Source organism: Oleiphilus sp. HI0117, from assembly GCF_001635235.1.
On the sequence record NZ_LWGA01001050.1, the window covers coordinates 1 to 2,621 of the forward strand.

At 41.5% G+C, this 2,621-nt stretch carries 4 protein-coding genes and 1 pseudogene; all 5 read left to right on the top strand.

Annotated features, from left to right (window positions below; translation table 11 throughout):
- Positions 1 to 833: pseudogene (locus tag A3757_RS18825) on the top strand (hypothetical protein); the annotation flags it as partial.
- A gap of 2 nt (positions 834 to 835) precedes the next feature.
- Positions 836 to 1,444, top strand: coding sequence for a hypothetical protein (locus A3757_RS18830; RefSeq protein ID WP_068553940.1), 609 nt, complete (start codon positions 836 to 838; stop codon positions 1,442 to 1,444).
- Positions 1,404 to 2,033 (top strand): hypothetical protein, encoded by a 630-nt coding sequence (locus A3757_RS18835; protein ID WP_068750730.1) that lies wholly within the window; start codon positions 1,404 to 1,406, stop codon positions 2,031 to 2,033. Before A3757_RS18830 ends, A3757_RS18835 begins: the two co-directional genes overlap by 41 nt.
- Positions 2,026 to 2,235 (top strand): hypothetical protein, encoded by a 210-nt coding sequence (locus tag A3757_RS18840; protein WP_068553936.1) that lies wholly within the window; start codon positions 2,026 to 2,028, stop codon positions 2,233 to 2,235. The genes A3757_RS18835 and A3757_RS18840 overlap by 8 nt, the downstream gene beginning before the upstream one ends.
- 21 nt (positions 2,236 to 2,256) lie before the next feature.
- Positions 2,257 to 2,621, top strand: a 365-nt coding sequence (locus A3757_RS18845) for a hypothetical protein (protein WP_197470131.1), incomplete at its 3' end; no start/stop codon positions are given.

Consider the following 2,621-nt stretch of genomic DNA (forward strand, 5'->3'; position numbering starts at 1 on the left):
AAGTAAGCTATTTGATAAATGGTACACCGAATCAAGTAAACTTCACCGGTGTTGTGATGGATATCGACCGTTTGAACAACAACGTTGAAGAAAAGAAGAATTGTTATGAAGGCTGGGTAGCCTTTAACCGAGCATCAGGTATGCGAAACAGTGCCTACGAGCACCAGATTCCCGAACAGTTATTTTCAACCGATACAGAGCAGGCTGAAGGTGTCTCGACAGCCAAAGCACTCGCGATAGCAATGGCACAAGGACAAAAGATCTATACGTTAACTTCAGCTAACGCATCACAGCTGAACTTCATTGCGATTGATGAGGGGGCTAGGTCGGAGATTCAAGCTGCTTTGCTTCAAGGGCTTGAAGTAACGGTTCATGAGTCACCTATTACTGTTAATGGATGGCATGGATCGGGTTATTCGATCATCGATACCGAATACGGTGTTGGTGCTTATAAGATATCTGGTGGAGCTAGTGGTTCCGCTGTACAGAATCTAGCTAACTTTTCAGATGCTGTCTCTTGGGTTTCTCTGTTTGCAGGTGGATGGCACACAGCAATGGGGCTTCTTCATAGTCCATATGGTTTCACCGTAGCTGCGATTGCTAGCTATACTAATTTGTTCACAACCGTTATGGCTTGGGCATTAGTATGTGGTGATCCAGCAGTAAATATGCTCTTTTACATGCTCTCTACTTTCATGTTTGCGTTATCTACCATTTTATCTACTGGTGCCTTCGGGATTGCTGGAATTATATTTTCCTTATTGCTCGCGTCCATGATGCAATATCTAGCATTACATTTATCTACGTCAATGTCTTCTTCGTGCAGGAACTAATAATGATAAAGAAAAAATGTGGTGTGTGTGGGAGCGATTTTGACCCTAGTATTAACAAATTATGTCATACATGTGGTTCTTATAATCGGATTAACTTTGAACTGGCATTTGCTTTGAGCTTGTTTTTCATTTTACCTTCCGCTGCAATTGTGAAAGGGACAGGAAACTTTCTCTACTTATTAACAGGCCTTATAGGTCTAGCTATTTACGTATTTAATATTAGATTTGTAAGAGACAAAGAAAAAACTTTCGGTGTTTTGTTAAGAGCTAAGGAATATAACAACGATTTTGAGGCACTAAAAGCGAATGGTATGGGCCCTTTGAACTTTTTGTACAATCATGGAGATGAGATCTCTGGATTAAGGAAATTAGAAAAATGGTCTGAGTTAAGAACATTGGTTTTCAAAAACGATATGATGGCTGTTCCACTAGAGAATGAAGATCAAGTAAAACAGATTGATATATTGTTGGGTTTTGAGGATGTAATGTCTTGTCTTGAAAAAGAGAATGAACGAATGATGTTATTTATTGATAAATGTCAAAGGTATAACAAAGATCTAATTTCAGATCTTGATAGAAAAGGTATTTATTCAATATCGCCCTTTGATTAGAGGAATATCTGGGGTTGATAGAACTTCCGCTAACGCATCACAGCTGAACTTCATAACGATTGATGAGGGGGCGAGAGCTGAGATTCAATCTGCCTTGCTTCAAGGGTTAGAAGTCACGGTTCATGACAGCCCGATTACGGCAAATGGATGGCAAGGATCAGGTTACTCGATCATTGATACAGAATACGGTGTAGGTGCTTTTAAGATATCTGGTGGAGCTAGTGGCGGTGGCGTTACGCTGCCAGTAGAAATCAATGCAGCTCTCTTCGCAGTTCAATTCGCACTTGAAGAAACATGGGCCTACGTGAGTTATCTCCTTGGTATTCTAAGTAATGAGGCTGGAGCCGTGTTGGGTGCGATTAGTGGCTTTACCTTAGTGGCAAAGATACTAAACAACTCATGCTCTAGTATCGCTAGTTCTGGTTTAAAGATTCTCGCCATCACTCTCGTAGTAACGTCTTTCATGACATCTGTTTTACCGATGCTTGCTGTAGCGACAATAGGTGCAAATGCAGTGACGTTTTTTGGAGCGCTGTTTGGAGCTTTGGCTGCCTTACTACAACATGAAATAGGTAAATCGTGTGACTAAGAGGAATAAAGTAAAGAACCTTATTGGATCTCTGGGTTTGGCTTTGATTGCGATCAGGGCTCTCGTTGTGGGAGATATTTGGCTGCCAAGTACGGTTGTACGAGTATCTGATGACCCAATTTTGTATTGGGTGACAGTTTCTGTGTTGGTCTTAAGTGCAGCGGTTATAAGTGTAAGGGCCGTTAGGGCCAGAATTGAATAATAAGTCTGATTCAGGTAATAGTTGTTATCTTACATAGAGATTTGGACCTCTGCTAACTCATCACAGCTGAACTTCATCACGATTGATGACGGGGCTAGGGCTGAGATACAAGCAGCTCTAGTGCAAGGACTGGAAGTCACAGTTCATGAAAACCCTATTACGGTAAATGGATGGCAAGGCTCTGGCTATGAAATAATAGATCCTGAATACGGTGTTGGGGCATATAAAATATCTGGTGGGGCGAGTGGTGGTTTTCTCGACGATGTAGTTGTATCGAGTATAATTACGTTAATGGGTTACTCTATTGCTCCAATCTTCTTTAGTGGTGGATTGGCATTCGGGCCAATTGCACTGGCGGTACTTGCAGCTGTCAATTTCGGTTTTTG